The 14,033-nt window shown below is 65.0% G+C and carries 12 protein-coding genes; 3 read left to right on the top strand and 9 right to left on the bottom strand.

Translation table 11 applies throughout. From position 1 onward, the window contains the following. The first annotated feature begins 3 nt into the window (after nt 1-3). Nucleotides 4-687, top strand: coding sequence for a hypothetical protein (locus tag ACO1BU_RS06650; RefSeq protein WP_424135134.1), 684 nt, complete (start codon nt 4-6; stop codon nt 685-687). 312 nt (nt 688-999) lie between these two features. Here the strand turns inward: ACO1BU_RS06650 and ACO1BU_RS06645 are convergent, their stop codons facing one another. The 8 genes from ACO1BU_RS06645 to ACO1BU_RS06610 all read right to left on the bottom strand — a co-directional run bounded on the left by ACO1BU_RS06645 (nt 1,000) and on the right by ACO1BU_RS06610 (nt 8,943). Further along, entirely contained in the window at nt 1,000-1,821 is an 822-nt protein-coding gene (locus ACO1BU_RS06645) for a DUF1828 domain-containing protein (protein ID WP_424135133.1), read from the bottom strand. Next, nucleotides 1,818-2,186 (bottom strand): hypothetical protein, encoded by a 369-nt coding sequence (locus ACO1BU_RS06640; RefSeq protein WP_424135132.1) that lies wholly within the window; start codon nt 2,184-2,186, stop codon nt 1,818-1,820. Before ACO1BU_RS06640 ends, ACO1BU_RS06645 begins: the two co-directional genes overlap by 4 nt. Nucleotides 2,187-2,296: 110 nt before the next feature. Then, nucleotides 2,297-2,539: a hypothetical protein gene (locus ACO1BU_RS06635; RefSeq protein WP_424135131.1), complete on the bottom strand. Its 243-nt coding sequence runs from the start codon at nt 2,537-2,539 to the stop codon at nt 2,297-2,299. Continuing rightward, complete coding sequence (locus tag ACO1BU_RS06630; RefSeq protein ID WP_424135130.1) at nt 2,536-2,697, bottom strand: hypothetical protein; 162 nt, start codon at nt 2,695-2,697, stop codon at nt 2,536-2,538. The genes ACO1BU_RS06635 and ACO1BU_RS06630 overlap by 4 nt, the downstream gene beginning before the upstream one ends. A 901-nt stretch (nt 2,698-3,598) precedes the next feature. Beyond that, the gene (locus ACO1BU_RS06625; RefSeq protein ID WP_424135129.1) at nt 3,599-3,961 is read right to left on the bottom strand and encodes a hypothetical protein; all 363 of its coding nucleotides are present in this window, start codon (nt 3,959-3,961) and stop codon (nt 3,599-3,601) included. A gap of 30 nt (nt 3,962-3,991) precedes the next feature. Next, a complete protein-coding gene (locus ACO1BU_RS06620) occupies nt 3,992-8,026 on the bottom strand; it encodes a hypothetical protein (RefSeq protein ID WP_424135128.1) in 4,035 nt (1,344 codons plus the stop codon). A 15-nt stretch (nt 8,027-8,041) separates the two neighbouring features. Beyond that, nucleotides 8,042-8,320, bottom strand: a complete 279-nt coding sequence (locus ACO1BU_RS06615) for a hypothetical protein (protein WP_424135127.1) — start codon at nt 8,318-8,320, stop codon at nt 8,042-8,044. A gap of 14 nt (nt 8,321-8,334) precedes the next feature. Next, nucleotides 8,335-8,943, bottom strand: coding sequence for a hypothetical protein (locus ACO1BU_RS06610; protein ID WP_424135126.1), 609 nt, complete (start codon nt 8,941-8,943; stop codon nt 8,335-8,337). Between the two features lie 1,168 nt (nt 8,944-10,111). Between ACO1BU_RS06610 and ACO1BU_RS06605 the strand changes: the two genes are divergently transcribed. Next, a complete protein-coding gene (locus tag ACO1BU_RS06605; protein WP_424135125.1) occupies nt 10,112-10,819 on the top strand; it encodes a hypothetical protein in 708 nt (235 codons plus the stop codon). A gap of 153 nt (nt 10,820-10,972) precedes the next feature. Here ACO1BU_RS06605 and ACO1BU_RS06600 read toward each other — a convergent pair whose 3' ends face one another. Next, nucleotides 10,973-12,316 (bottom strand): tyrosine-type recombinase/integrase, encoded by a 1,344-nt coding sequence (locus ACO1BU_RS06600; protein ID WP_424135124.1) that lies wholly within the window; start codon nt 12,314-12,316, stop codon nt 10,973-10,975. 594 nt (nt 12,317-12,910) lie between these two features. On the opposite strand from ACO1BU_RS06600, the gene ACO1BU_RS06595 reads away from it, so the two are divergent. Next, entirely contained in the window at nt 12,911-13,249 is a 339-nt protein-coding gene (locus ACO1BU_RS06595; protein WP_424135123.1) for a hypothetical protein, read from the top strand. Nucleotides 13,250-14,033 lie beyond the last annotated feature (784 nt).

The following is a 14,033-nucleotide window of genomic DNA, read 5'->3' as shown; positions in this document are numbered from 1 at the left end:
AGAATGGAGGTGGACCTGGCAGTCAGCTTCCGCGCCGTCCGCTTTCTTGCGGCACGCGCGCCATTCTCAGAACGCCGTGAGCTGAACCCCCGCCCCCCTTCCGCTGCGGTGCAGCATGACGTCAATGAGGCATTGCTTAGGCCGGGAGAGATTATGAGACAGCCACTCGTCTTCGCTGCGCTGCTGACGCTTGCCAGCTGCGGCTATGACGATTCAAGGATGGCCCACCAGGCGCAGATCAACATGACGGGGATGACCGCGGCCGACCTGCAGTCCTGTGCTGGCGTCCCGGACAAGACCAAGAAGGTCGACGACCACACCGAGATTTTCAGCTACAATCTGAAGAACGATTCTGCTGGCGGCGTCCAGATCACCTTGCCAGTCATCGGCGGTGGCTACACGGTCGGCGGCAGCGGGTCGACCTGCAACGCGCACTTTCGGATAGTCGACAACAAGGTTGCCAGCCTCTTCTACAGCGGTAACAACGACCGTCCAGTCGGCGAGGACGGCGTGTGTGCTCCGATCGTCCGCGGCTGCATGCGGCGGCCGCCGTCGAGCATGATTCCGCTGACGGACGAATGGCGGTCGCAATCCTCCGCCTATGGCCAGCCTCCGGCGCCGCCTGAGCCCACGCCTGCTCCCACTCCAGCTCCTGAGGTGGTGCGGATGGACCCGGTGGGACGCTGACGCGCAGCACTATTCAGGCGTGGCGCTCTCCGCTCCATCCACTGCTTCGCACGGCGGGCCGATCCCCCGCCGGGCTTTCTCTGCTGTCCTCTAGGACGTCCACCGGTCGATTAGGATTGCCATGACCGGCGCCAGAACCGCCCAGGCCGGCAGGATCATCAGGGCGCAAATTTTGGCGGTGCTCATTGTGGAAGCCTCCAAGAGCTTCCCCCTCGCACGGGGCCATTTGGGGCTGGGTCTCGCGATGTAAACCCCGGCGCGGCGTGACCCCTGAACGAAGAAGCCCCGCCGGTTAGGGCGGGGTGGGGGCTCTTAGTGCACCTGGGCCGTCGACGCAGATCCCGAGGTGGGCGGCTTGACCGAACCGAAGAGAGCTCGCTCCATGGCGTCCATCGCCTCGCGTTCCTGACCGGCAAACACCGCCGTTTGGAAGCTAGTCATGACCCGAGCGAGCGTGCGCTCCTTTATCTTCGGCGGCTTCGCGCTATCGAGCACTAGCATAACCTTGCTCGCGGACTCTCCCTGGAGCTGAACCTGCATCCAGAGAATGTAAGCCTCTAGCGCTTTTGGTTCCGACGTTCCGACGAACAGCGCCAGCGGTTCGGCCGCCGGCGGTTTGATCACAATGTCCGCTGGAAAGTGCGCCAGGCTGGGAGTAGGCGGTGCATCCACGAGGATTTCCGCTCTCCCTTTGAAGCGCTCCCTTACAGCTGCCAGCACGTCTTCCTTGAAGGTCTCTTCAACCCGCTCGCGCGTGAGTAAAAGCAGGTCCTGCATACGGACGAGCATTGCAACAAAACTAAGGGCTCGACTTGGTAACTGCTCGACCGGAAGATACGGGGTGTGAAGCACGCACTCTTTGCCATCGAAAGATGCTTGCGCCTCGTTTAGAAGCGAGCTGAAGATTTCCGCTCGTGAACCGTTAAAAACGTCCACCCCAGAAGCGGAGAGCATTGGGACGGTCTGCCCATCATCCTCGATGCGCGCTCTGGTCTTTGCTTTGTCCTGGAACACTATATAGAAGCCTACCGCGTCGCCGTTGCTTTGGCGAAAGCCCGTGCCAACGGCAAGCCCGGCCGGGACGTCCCGAACGGTCAGGGAGCAACAGAACGCTTGGCAGAGCTCTTCTTTCACAGCAAGCCTCCGCGTTCTTCAATGCGATAGAATCTCAACGCTACTGCCGTTGCGCTCTCTTGGCCAGTCACGCCAAATTCAGCAGAATAGTCAGGCCGCAGCGGATGCTTCCGTAGCTCTCGGTGCTTCCAGTCGGTAACGCCCTGGCCCGCCTTGATGGCGGCGTGGCAATGCCACCCCGGCTCCTTGGCGTGGAATTCCCGCACGCAAATTATTCGGACTATGTCTCCGACCTCATGGGCCAATGTTGCTCGAAATATTTCTTTTATATCATTTAAAAGAACCAAGACTCGGAAGGCCTCTCCCAAAGCCGAGAAGCGAATTATCCTCCACTCGTAACTTGATCCCTGGTCGGTCGTCTTCATATTAGGGCGGAGCCGAAAGGCTGATGGCGGTATATTGCCTCGCCTCCACCCCTCTAAGACGATTGCGGTCTTTTGCGCTCTGATCACGTCGCGGAGGCGTAAAGGCTCGCTCACCGCTGCCCCTCCGTCATCGCCCTGACCAGCGCCATGACACGAGCGCGCTGTTCCGGGCTCCGCTTCTTCCACCAAGCCGCCAGTTCCGGCGCCAGTGTGCCGCTCCCCTTGGCCACGGATCGGACGAAGAACATGACCATCTCTCGCTCGTCGGGGCTCAGGCTGTCCCAAATGGCCAGCAGCTCGGCACGTTCCTCCAGGCTAGGGCGCTGACCGGGCGGACGGGGCGGGAGGGTCACCCCCACTCCCCCGCCGACATTGCCCTAACCAGGGCCAGCACGAAGCGCCGCTTCTCCGGCTCCAGCTTCGCCCAGCGGGTTATCATCTCCTCCGCCTGGATGAGCAGGATCGTCGCGTCTCGCTCTTGTTCCGGAGTTAGGCGGGGTGGGTGGGTCACCCCTGCCTTCCGTCGGCCATCATCCTGACCAGCGCCAGGAGGACCCGCCGTTGTCCGGGGCTGAGTTTAGCCCACCTGGCTATCAGCTCCTCGCCCTCGACTATCAGCGCCATGGAGCCGTGTTCTTCTTCTGGGGTCAGGGAGGGAGGAAGGGTCATCAGTCCTTGATCTCCGGTGCCATCTTTACCCCGCCTGGATTCTTGCCGGCCAAGCGTGGCCGAACCCGAGCGCGCCGACTAGGGACCTGTGGCCACATAGCCCCGCCGGATGGGCGGCAACCTCCCCAAGCGTCGTGAGTTTTTGGTGTGCCCGATGAGGGTGTGCATAGCATCGAAAACTTGCCGCCCGGTCCGGCTGGCTGCCGCCGGGCGGCTTTTTCGTTCTTGCGCCTTTGCTCCCCACACGCCGGGCTGACTGGCACATCCAGGACGAAGCAGCGTAGGCTCGCTCCACTGCTGGATTGTCCGGGACGGCAAAAGCCGTTCCGCCTGCAACACTGAGCGGCCGGCGGGTGAGGGGCGTCCTCATCCCCGGCCGCTTTTTTGTGCCAGCACAACTTTCGGTTGCATGCTCTCGGTTCTGTGAACTAGAACGCGCCCGACCCAAGCCTTCCCCCCGTTCAGGCTTGGATAAGACGGCCGGCAGACCCACTCCCATTGGGCCCTGCCGGCCGTTTTGCGTTCAGGGGCATGTAACCCTCGTAGGTTAGAAACCCCGACGTTTATGCTTCTCCGACCCGGTCCCTCCGACGGCTGGATAGAGCGGCCGGTGATGTGGCTAGGAGCCCCGTCCTCCGGCCGTTCTGCGGAATTCGAGGTATATCGGACTTGGCGATTGTCCCGGCGGCACGTCAACCTTTGGCCACTGTTCCCGCCTTACCGTCATCCCAGCCCGATGCACGCTAGGGCCGCAGCGCCACCACGTTGCCGCCCTGACCTGGCTCAGCCTGTTCGGGCATCACGTCCTCATCCGTCGCCGGGATCGGCTTCTGCGCCCGCTCCAGCGCCTCCAGCACCGCCGTCGCCTCTGTCCCCAGCGGCTTGCCCACGTCCGGCGGCAGGGTGACCGCCATCATCCGATACCCTTCCACCACGAGGCGTGCGCGCCTGGCCTGCTCAGGCGGGGCATCAGCCGCCAGCTGCACGGTCATGGCCGTCAGGATCTCCAGGCGCGCGATTGTCACCGCGTCCGCCTTCCTCCGCTCATCTACGGCAGCCATTACCGCCTCAAGCCGCCCGAACAGGGCATCCAGTGAACCCGTCATTGCGATACCCTCTCGCACGCGCGCGCTGCCCTATGCGGCCCGCATAAATCGGGCTGTTCTCAGCTCTTCGTAGAGCGCGTCCACGCGATCCGTCAGGCGCTGGAGTGCGGCTGTGGTGTCCGTGCTCGCGGCCACCCAGCGCGAGACAGAAACGTCGATCTGATCTGTGAACCCGCCCAGCCCCAGGGTGCCACCGAGCGCCTGCACCTGACTGAGAACCCCGCTCCGGATCATCGCGGCCTGGGAGCCATCGCCATAGAAGGCACTGCTGGCATTCAGGAGGCTACCGGCGGCGCTCGTAACTGCACCCAGGTCGGCGTCCATCGCTCCGTCCCGGCGCGCGGCCTCCAGGGCCCGGCTGTACTGGTCCTGAGCGGCAAGGAAAGCGTTCTGGGGACTTACCGTGTCGCCGAGAGCCTGTTGGTCCAGGAACGACGACAGGATGCCCCCCTGCCGCGCGAGCCCTTCCAGGGCAGTTTGCTGGGCGGTGAGACGCGTCGTCTCCTCCTGCGCTGCCGCCGCTTCCTGCTGAGCCTCCGCCGCCGCCTGCTGAGCCTTCGCGGCAGCCGATTGGTCCATAATCGCCTGCCGCTGCAGATCCTTCATCTCATCGAAGGCAGCGCGTGCGACCTCAAGCTGAGCCTCGCCCAGGCCAGCCTCCCTGACCTGATCCACCAGCGCCGTCCAGTCGATGTTCCGCTGCAGGTCGAACTGCTGGACCTGAATGCCGAGGGTCTGGTCGATGTTGCCGCGTAACTGGGCGGAGGTGAGCTGCATCCCCACAACCGTCTGGTTGAACTGTGCATTCCGCGCCGCGACCAGCTTATCGATCTGCTCCTGCATCACGTCGGCAATCGGCTCGATCGCCAGCCCGTACTCGCGCGCCTTGTCGATCAGCGGGCCATAGGCCTCACTGATCTGCCCCAAGGACTGCGCGAACTGCGTCGGCTTCTCGGGGTCGATATTGTCCTGGAAGGCCTTGTAGGTGGTGTTCGTCCAGTCGAGCGCCTGTAGCAGCCTGTCAATGTCGCCCGTACCGACGGTGTTGTAGGTCGTGCGCAGGTTGCCCTGGAGCTGCCAGGCGTTGTTCTCCAGCAGGTCGCGGGTGATGTCTCGCATCATCTGCTGGGCAGAGGCTTCGTCAGAGCCGTAGTCGTGCCGCTCGCTGGTCTGCCAGAACATGCCGTCCCGGGCGCCAACGCCGACGATGTACTGGCCATAGGGCGTGATCCCGTAGGAACTGCTCACCTGGCTCGCGAACTGCTTGACCGTGTCGGCCATGGAGGCCGCAGCATCACGGTTCTCCTGACTGTACCTGTCGCCGCTCAGGCCGCCCGCCAGCATGTCCCCGGTCGCGGTGTTGAGCAGCGCGGTGCCGGTCTTGTCCGAGGGCTTCTGTCCGGGAAGGAACATCGCCACGAGAGCGGCGATGGCAGCGATGTAGGGAGCCCAGGCTGCCGTAGCCGCGATCACGCCTCCCGCGGCCGACCCGCCCGCAAGGATGGCCGCGCCGCCCGCCGTTGCCGCTGCGCCGCTCGCCCCCTGGGCCCAGCCCTTCGCGCCGCCGGTCTGAATGCCGGAATAGATGCCGTAGAGGCCGCCGGCCACGCCGAGCGCGCCGCCGGCCGCCTGGCCGATCGAGACGTCCACGCCGGGCTGGGCATAGCTGGCCGCGATGGGGTCGGCCCCAACCGGAATGGCTTCCCCGCCCACGGTATAAAGCGGCCGGTCGAGGAACCCCGCCACGTTCGTGTTGAAGTAGCGGTCCGCGGTGCCGATGAAGCCGCTCTGGAAGTTCTGGCTGCCGCCGAAGAAGCTGCTGTCGAAGAGCCCGCTAACCTGTCGGCCGTACCCGATGAGGCTGGTGCCACCTCCTGCGAGGGATGTGGCTGACGTCGCGCCGCTCGCCTGCCCTGCGATGCTCGCCGCTGTTCCGACGGCGCTACTGCCGGTGAACGCCTGCACCACCGGCATAATGATCGGCCGGGCCGCAGCCTCGAAGGCAATCTTCGCGAAGGTGGCAATAGCCACCCTCTCTAGGTTCGCCATCGTCCGCTTCCAGCCGCCCTCAGTGTTGAGGAAGACGTCCGCGAAAGCGTTACCGGCGTAGTCGGAGATCCGGTCGAAGGTCGCTTCGGCCTGGCGCTGCTGGGTCTTGTAGGCGGCATCGGCTACGCGCTGCGCTTCCTTCGCCGCCTTCTCGATGTCGTCGGGATCAAGGCCAGCACGTTTGATGTTGGCCTGCGCGAACCGGATGGCGATGTCGTCGCCCCGGCCGTAGCTGTCCAAACCCGAGGACGTGCGGCGTGCCGCAGCATAAATCTCGTTTTCGAGCCGAAGCTCGGCCTCAGCGTCTCGCCGGGCCTCCGCGCTCTCGCGTCTAGCGTCAGCGCGGCCCGCAGCCTCAGCCGCCCGAGCCGCTGCCCGCGCGTCCTCAGCCTTCCTGCGCTCGGCGGCAAGCGTCCGCGTCGCATCGACCTCCCGGGTGACATTGACGGTCGCCAGCTCGCCGTACTCGCGCGTCTGCTGAGCCAGATCCGCGCCCTGAGCGCCGGCCTTCTTGAGCGCCTCGGCATAGGTCTCCGTCATCTGAGCGACACGGCTGGTGATCGTGGCCTGGCGCTCTTGCTCGCTGGTCACCCTTTCCAGGGCATCAAGGCCGCCCGGCCCGCGCAGCGCCGCGAGGCGCTGATTGAGGTTAGCGACCGAGGCGTTCACATCGGCGAAGGGGGCATCAATGGCACGATTACGAAGCTCATTCAGGCGCTGTACCGCGGTAGCGAGAGCACCGGAGAGGGCCTGAACCTGGCCGGCCGTCGTCTGGGCGGCGCTCCCCATGCCCGCGAGTGGCCCGCCGGCCGCTTCAATCTGCTGGTTGACCTGCCTTATCGCATCTCCGTTCTTCTCCAGTTCTGGAGCGAGGCGGATAACCTCGTCGCGTGCCGAGGCAATGGCGGAGGAGAAGGACCCGCCCCCTCGCGCGGCCTCATCCATCTGGGCAATGACGGAGCGAATGCCCTCGCGTGTGCGGTTGCTGGCATCGTCCAACTGCGCGAGCGCTGCGGCAGCCTGCTCTACGGTCGCCGGAACTGCTCCAAGCGCCGAGATCCCCGCGTCGCCAATCATATCGCCAGGGGCAATGCCATAGGTCGGGTTATTAACCCGGTCGCGGACTGTGGTCCCGATCCCCAAGGACTGAGTGCGCCCGGTTTGCTCCAGTCGGCTACGCTGCTGGTTGAGCACCACCAGCTCGCCCCGGCGCTGCACCTCTGTGAGGCTGTTGTAGTACGCGGTCAGGTCGATGATTTTCTGCGCTTCATCGTCCAGTCCGGACCGGCGCTGCTTAGCGGCTGCCTCTGCGGCCGAATAGGCAGCCTGTTGCCCCTCGAGAGCGCCCTGGAACTGCTTGGATGCGTCGGCTGCACCCAGCAGGTTATAGGCCATCGAACCGACCGCGACCGCCGCGCCCGACAGGGCCCCAAACACCCCGAACGCCCCAAGAAGCTGCGGAAGCTGCTGCGCGAGGGCGGTCACATAGGACCCACCGCTGGCGACCTGCACGGAGAAGTCAGCAAGCTGAAAACTGGCATTCTGGATCTGCGGCCCGAGGCGCCCGAAGCTGCCACCCACATTGTCGTTCGCGGAGGCAAAAGCCGCGACGTGAGCATTGTAAGTGCTCGACGCTGTGCCCGCCGCTGCAAAGGACGCGGCAAGGGCCTTGGCCCTGACTTCGGCCTGTTCCGCCTTGGTCCGGAGATTATCCAGCGCCCGCGCCGCTGCCTCAGCCTTCTCACCCCCGGCGGCGAGATCATTGGCCAGGGCCTTCTCGGCATTGGCAAGATCGGTCTTAGCCTTCTGCGCCCGGGTAGCCGCCTGGGTCACGGCGTCATTCGCCCGCACCCAACTCGTGGCCGACCGCTCCGAGCGGGTGACCCGCTCCTCCGTCGCCTCAACCGCCGTCGCCAGCTTGTCCATGGCTGCGGCGGCAGCATTCGCCCCCGCGGTCATCTGGTCGTCGAAGCGGGACCGGTAAACGGCCTCGGTGACTTGGCTGACTGTCGCCATCGCTGGTCCTCCCGCCTAGCTCGGCCGACCGGGCGGCACGCCGAATTCGGGCGCCAAGCGGATCCGCTCGAATTCGCCGAGGGCGCCGCACATGAATGTAGTCATGCTCGCCGTGAGCATGTCGGGCGCCGCGCCAGCCCGGACTGCCTCGTGAATGGTGTTGCGGATGACTGTCAGGACCACTGCGCGGAACTGGTCCACAGGCATGGCCTCCAGCACATACGCCCGAGCCAAGGCTCTCCCGTGTGCCCCGAGGTCCCCGCTTGGCAGTCCGTCGAACATATCGGTCCGCATCCGGGGATCTTCCCTTACTGGCGCGCCGGCAGGGCGGCGCGGATGGGCTGTGGCGGAACCTTTGCCGTAACGGTTCCATCCTTGCCGTCGCGACCACGCTTCACCGCGAGGCGGAAGCTTCCGTCAGCGGCGTCGGGTTTGCTCTTCGTGGCAGTCTGCGCGATCCAAAGAGACCCGGCCCAGGTGACAGCATCGCCCTTCGCGTAGGTGGTGCCTTCGCGCCAGGCGCCGCGGTCGAGCACAACCGGCAGGGCCAGCGTGAACTCCTTGGTCTGCCCACTGCGGGCGAACCGCAGGACGATGGTGCGCTCGCCGTCGTAATCGACGGACAGGTCATCGAGCCCGAAGGCGTCGCGCAGCGCCGAGATCTTCCCTGCCTCTTCATGAACCATGGCAGCGACCTCTTTGAGGTCAGCATCTTTCCCGACCACCGGGCCAACCTCTTTCTGGCTGCCATCAGAGAGCGTGAGAATCAGGCTGCCCTTGCGATCGATAAGCGCGCCCGCGACGGAGCGTTGCTTCTCGAGTTCCTCCAAGCGGGCCAGAACGGGAGCCATTGCGCGGTCTACGTGACCTTTCACCGCATCCACGACTGCGGCCCCGAACGCCTTTCCGTCGAACATTGCGCAGTATCTCCTTCGGCTCCGGCCAATCCTTCTGGGAAGCCCGAAAATCCTGCACCGATTCTACTGTCATAACGCGCAGGGATCAAAGAGAATGGCTGTATTATCAGAGGTTTTTGCCGATTGCCGGCACTAAATTTCGATCGCGCTTCTTGCTCTCGAGAGCGAGGAACAAGCCGGGTCTTCGGCTTGGTTCCACCAATTTGATTCGGCAGCCGTGTCCGCAGCAACGGACCATTTGTCCGTTGCTGTCCCGAGGTTTGGCACTCGTTGCCATGCCTCCGGCCGGCAGTATCGGCGGTGAACGCAGGCGCCAACTTCGCGCATGCGTTGCCTATCAATCTGCTGGCGGCATGCGCTCCACGCCGCGACGCCATCCCTTGCCGGTTGATTGATATTCAAACCGGCGACGAAGCGCCGGAAGTGCCAGTCTCGTCGGCATATCCAGGGCGTCGGATGGCCGACGCGTTTGATTAAATATCAAACAAGGCGGGCGCCAAAATCTGCGCGTGAGCCCCCAAGCGGTTGAGGCGCCCCAAACGGCGTAGAGATCGAGCCCCCCCGGCGGGGGGCAGTCCGGATGTTAGCTGACCAACACCCCAGACCGGTTAGGGGCTTCCGCGCACAGCGCCGCGAATTGGCGACCGGGGGTCAACATCCTGATCTGTGGCGCTGCAAATAAAGGCCCCTAACCGGTCTGGACCCCCTTGCCGCCGATTTTCGGACCTCCCCCCCCCGGGGGGCTCAGGCGCGTCCCGTTCCATGCTTAGCCTGGCAAGCACGGGCCGGAATCACGTGGACGAAGAGGCCAGCAAGGGAAACGCTTCTTCCCAGACCAGGCTACCGACCTTCTGCCGCGCTCGGCGAAATCAAAATTGTCGCGATTTATGGAAGATCGAGCCCCGGATCGGTCTGGACCCCCTCGGTCCGGATTTTGAGCACTCCCCCCCCCCCGGCAGAAGGGGGAGCGGCCTTCTTCGCGGCGGCGAGCGTGCGCGGGCAGCTATGGCAGCGATCGCACTCAGAGATGAGGCTGCGGAGGTGCAGTGGGATGTCCCAACCGCCACGACCGGAGATCAAAGGGGTGGGGTGAAAATGAAAGTCGAAGACCGTCGGGCCGGACGTGCGTTCCCGCCTGGCCAGTGTGTTGGCTAACGGGGAGCTTTTGATGCGCAACATGGACTTCAGTTCGTGGCAAGGCGCGCTCATGACGCTGGTCGGCTTGGCGCTGTTCACACTCCTCGGCGTGGGAATTCGGTTGCTGGTGATGTTCACCATCCAGCAGCGCCGCGAGCGCATGAACAGGCAGATCAACGAGCGCCTGCGCACGCTCATCGCGGCCTACAGGACCCTGGGTGGCTCCTTCACGGGCGATCTGACCGTGGATCCCATGCATCTGCGGGATTTGCGCCGACCCGAGGAGCCTTCCTCGGAAGGCGAGGCAGCGGTGGAGTTGCGTCTGGATGCCGTCAGCACCGCGGGGTCCGACAGACCACGGCGGATCCGCGACGCTGTCGAGGCCGCCCTGTCAGACATCATGCTGCTTGGGACCGAAGAGCATGTCCGCTTAGCCGAGCGCGCTGCGCGAGAGTTGGTCGCCGGACACCCCGTTCATACCTATGAGCTCGTCGTCTCACTCCGCAATTTCATCCGCGAAGCGCTCGATCTGGACCCCATACCAGTCGACCTGACGATACCCATGCAGGGTCCCACGCGGCCGTCGAGCTCCGGCGGGCAAAGGCAAGGCAGGGGCGGGCGCGGGAAGGAAGATGCCCGGCAGGGCAGCAGAGGTGAAGGCGGCGGCATGGCACTGGGAGGCGGCATGGGCATTGGGCTTGGCAGCGCTGCGCATGATCCACCCCCACCGGACCGCTAAGCTTGCGAGGACCCTGTCCGACCTGTCCGACCGCCGCCGAGCAGGTCGGACAGCGGTTTAGGCCGATAGAATAAGGCTTGTCCGACCCGTCCGACCTGTCCGACCGGAAATCAGAAGGGTGGGATAAAAACGATGTTTCTCCCTGCTCTTCGGTCACCCCTTGCCCTTGATCGGAACCACCTCTGCCCCTCCTGCAGCGGGCACGCAGAAGTTGCTCCAGGCCTCCATCAGCGGACGGCGCTGCTCCAGCATGTCGGAGCCGCGATAGGCTGCACGGACGGAGTTCTCGTCTGCATGGGCCAGGGCCTTCTCCGCAGCTTCGCCGGCCTCGGGGCGGACGTCGTCCACCCAGCTGCGGAATGACCGGCGAAAGCCGTGCGGGGTAGCGGGGCGCCCGTCCACGTCCAGCCAGGGGAGGGGGGTACCCTTCGGCGCCTCCTCGTTCATCCGTCGGATGCATGCGCCTAGGGCCGCATCGCTGAGGGCCAGCTTCGGCCCTGGAAAGATCAGGGCGGGGGCTCGGAGTGCGGCCTGAGCGGGAAGGGCGGACGGCTTCTCCAGTTCGCCCGTCAGGTGGACAGCGGCAAGGGCCAGCACCTCCAGCATGGGATCCGTGAGCGGTACGCGATGCGGCGGGATGGCAGAGGCCCGGCCGCCTTTCATACGCTCGGCCGGGATGGTCCAGATTCGGGTCGTAAAGTCGATCTCCGACCAGCGGGCGTGCCGCACCTCAGCGGAGCGCACCGCGGTGAGAATGGCGAACCGGAGCGCAAGGGGAGCTGTCCCGTCCATACTCCGCAGGGCAGCGTAGAACGCCGGCACGCGATGCCAGGGGAGGGAAGGCTGGCGCAGCTCGGGGGGCTGCTTCGGCAGAGCCTTGGTCAGGCGCAGGACGCGGCCGGTGGCCGGGTTATCGGTGGAGCGCCAGCCCAGAGCCGCGGCGTAGTCGAGCACGGCGGCGATGCGGCGCTGCAGCTTCCGAGCCGTGGCGGGCTGGGCGGTCCAGACGGGGGTGAGGGCCTGGACGACATGCTCTCGGGTTATGTCGCCGATCGGGACGGATCCGATGGCGGGGTAGGCGTGCTTGTCGAGGGTGAGACGCCAGCTCGCCAGCGTCTTGCCGCTGGTCCATCCCGGCTGCTGCGCCTTCACCAGGCGCTCGGCCACGTCCCGGAAGGTGCGCCCCTGCCGCTCCTCTTCCTGGGCCTTCCTAGCGGCGTCGGCACGATCGGCGGTGTCCCGGTGAGTGATGGGGTCAGTGCCCTTCTCCACCTCCGCCGCGGCGGCCTTGGCCTTCTGCCGAGCCTCCTTCAGCCCAACGGCGGGGTAGGCGCCCAACCCCATGTCTCGGCGCCGGCCAGCCAGCATGAACCGGAACAGCCAGGCTCGCCCACCTGCAGGGCGTACCTCCAGCAGCAGCCCATCGCCGTCCGAGAGCCGGTAGACCTTGTCCCTGGGCTTGGCATTGGCAACGGCGCGCTCGGTCAGCTTCGGCATCGGACCCCCGGTTGTCGGGCGGAAGCACAACTGACCCACCCCCACAATCACCCCCACAATGCGACGACGACGGCAGCGGACACAACCGGACAGCAGCGGACGGGGAGGGGGATAAACAACTGATCCGACCCAAAACACCGGACGGTACTGTACGCGAGCGAACGTCAGTCATAATCCCGTACGGGACGCCACTGACCTAATTTGGTCCTCTCATTGCACCGTTATCGGTCAGCAGTTCTGCTGGAACCGCTACCTGGCCGCGGGCTCCGGTGACCGCGCAGCTGTTCGCTCCCTCGCCCCCGAACCCGTCCGGCATCGGGCCGGGCATGTCTCTTCGGCAAGAAAAATCGCGGCGCGGTTCGAAAATCCTTCCTGTGCAGCACAAGATGGCTCGGCTAGCAGTAGCCAGCGAAATACCGGATCTGGCCAGTGTGGTCGGGGTTTTTCGACGGACACCACTTTGCGGCTTAAGCGAGGCGAATTGTTGAAACATAGCATCCTGGCCGTCATCCGCGCTGCCATGGGGGGCGCGCGCTTGGAGTTCATGTCGGAACATGGAGGGGGAGCCGGAATTCGACTTCGGGAGTGCCAGTCGTGAACCACCGCCAGCGGACCCGGCCCGTGAAGAAGGGCCCCAGCCCGCGCGCTGCAGATCTGGTGACTGAGGTCGCCCGCCTGACACGCGAACTGGACGAGTGCCGGGCTAGGCTAAAACAGATCGAAAAGCATGGGATCGCGAAGGTGACGGCTCAGCGGCTCGCAGCTCTGGAGGAAGGGCAGCAAGTGGCGCGCGGTCAGGCCGTGGACGCGACCTTGGCGAAATCCAAGGCTGAGGCGCAGCTGCGCAGCCTTCAGAAGGCAATCGCGGAGGCGCCGGGCCCGATGGGATGGCTGGTTCGCAGGGCAGCGCGACGCCTTCAGCTTGGCGTTTGACGATCGGCCGGAGTGTATCGCGGAGAGCTGGATAGGAGAGTGGAAGGCGGAAGGAAGGACGGCCAGAGTAGCCCGTTCGTCATCTTAGGCCGTCGCCATGTTCCCGAAGACCTTTTGTATTCAGGGCAATGCGGAGGGAGGCATCATCCGGAGGTCCTGATACATGGGGCCCGTGTGGCGTTTGCTACCGTCTTTGCTACAGATCTGGGTGGTGCTGTCGGCCGGTAAGAACTTCGACAGTAGTCCCGTCCTGGGTGGCGAAGGGCTCGCAGACGCCACTATCTCGTGCTCGGAAGTTGTGGCGAAGAGGCGTGCCTTGCCCAGGATCTTGCTTGGCGCCGGCCTCATACCCCTGGTCTCGCTTCTCCTGGCAGCCTGTGCACAGGGGGTGCCCTCCGTGGACCCAGCGCATCGTGCCGCCGGCAAGAGCGTCCTTATATGCTTGCCAGATGCGCGGGGCGGAGGCTGAGGACATGGTGTGCGGCCCATTAGGTGAGCTGAGCATCCATACCGCCCTGGTGCGTGCCCAAGCCACCGAGGCGTGTCTAAACAACAACGGATGAAACTGAGTAGTGCGACGGTGAGGCGATTCTGTACCGCTGGGCGATACAGCGGGAACTCAGTGCTGGGTGCTGTTATGCGACCACCCACTCTGCTTTCCGGACTTTTCCTGGCACTTCGGTGGAAGAGAGTTGGTTGTGACCACGGTAGGGGGGGGGGGCCCCGCCGGCGGGCCGCCGGCGCGCGGGCCGCACCCGCAGGGGGCGGGCCGCGTAACACGTGA

This window comes from Roseomonas chloroacetimidivorans (assembly GCF_049629625.1).
Lineage (GTDB): Bacteria > Pseudomonadota > Alphaproteobacteria > Acetobacterales > Acetobacteraceae > Roseomonas > Roseomonas chloroacetimidivorans.
This window is presented reverse-complemented; position numbering and strand designations above follow the sequence as displayed.

Bases quoted from the DNA above. Each gene is read 5' to 3' on its own strand.
- ACO1BU_RS06640 (WP_424135132.1), bottom strand. From the start codon at position 2,186: ATGAAGACGACCGACCAGGGATCAAGTTACGAGTGGAGGATAATTCGC.
- ACO1BU_RS06610 (WP_424135126.1), bottom strand. From the start codon at position 8,943: ATGTTCGACGGAAAGGCGTTCGGGGCCGCAGTCGTGGATGCGGTGAAA.
- ACO1BU_RS06600 (WP_424135124.1), bottom strand. From the start codon at position 12,316: ATGCCGAAGCTGACCGAGCGCGCCGTTGCCAATGCCAAGCCCAGGGAC.
- ACO1BU_RS06625 (WP_424135129.1), bottom strand. From the start codon at position 3,961: ATGACGGGTTCACTGGATGCCCTGTTCGGGCGGCTTGAGGCGGTAATG.
- ACO1BU_RS06615 (WP_424135127.1), bottom strand. From the start codon at position 8,320: ATGCGGACCGATATGTTCGACGGACTGCCAAGCGGGGACCTCGGGGCA.
- ACO1BU_RS06650 (WP_424135134.1), top strand. From the start codon at position 4: ATGGAGGTGGACCTGGCAGTCAGCTTCCGCGCCGTCCGCTTTCTTGCG.
- ACO1BU_RS06605 (WP_424135125.1), top strand. From the start codon at position 10,112: ATGCGCAACATGGACTTCAGTTCGTGGCAAGGCGCGCTCATGACGCTG.
- ACO1BU_RS06620 (WP_424135128.1), bottom strand. From the start codon at position 8,026: ATGGCGACAGTCAGCCAAGTCACCGAGGCCGTTTACCGGTCCCGCTTC.